Here is a 215-nt window from a genome sequence, read left to right as displayed (position 1 = left end):
GGGCTGTCCAAAAGCCCCTTACACAGTTCCTCGAAATCGAAGTTCTGCTTACTTTTGCGGAGTATATTGGCGGCGCCATTGATGTCGGCATTGGCCGTCCTTCCATCGGCAAAGCGGTACAAGCCGCGCCGGACTCGTTTTCCGCTAAACGTTCCTGTATAGGGAGCATCCGGCTGGTATACGGGAATGTCGTCCAAATCCAGGCAGCTGGCCTG

1 pseudogene is annotated in these 215 nt (G+C 55.3%); it reads right to left on the bottom strand.

The features are described from left to right. Window positions 1-215: pseudogene (locus ACE418_RS13675) on the bottom strand (RNA-guided endonuclease TnpB family protein); the annotation flags it as partial.

This window comes from Megasphaera jansseni (assembly GCF_047974155.1).
GTDB lineage: Bacteria > Bacillota > Negativicutes > Veillonellales > Megasphaeraceae > Megasphaera.
The sequence above is the reverse complement of the archived record's forward strand: the minus strand, read 5'-3'. Positions and strand labels throughout refer to the sequence as shown.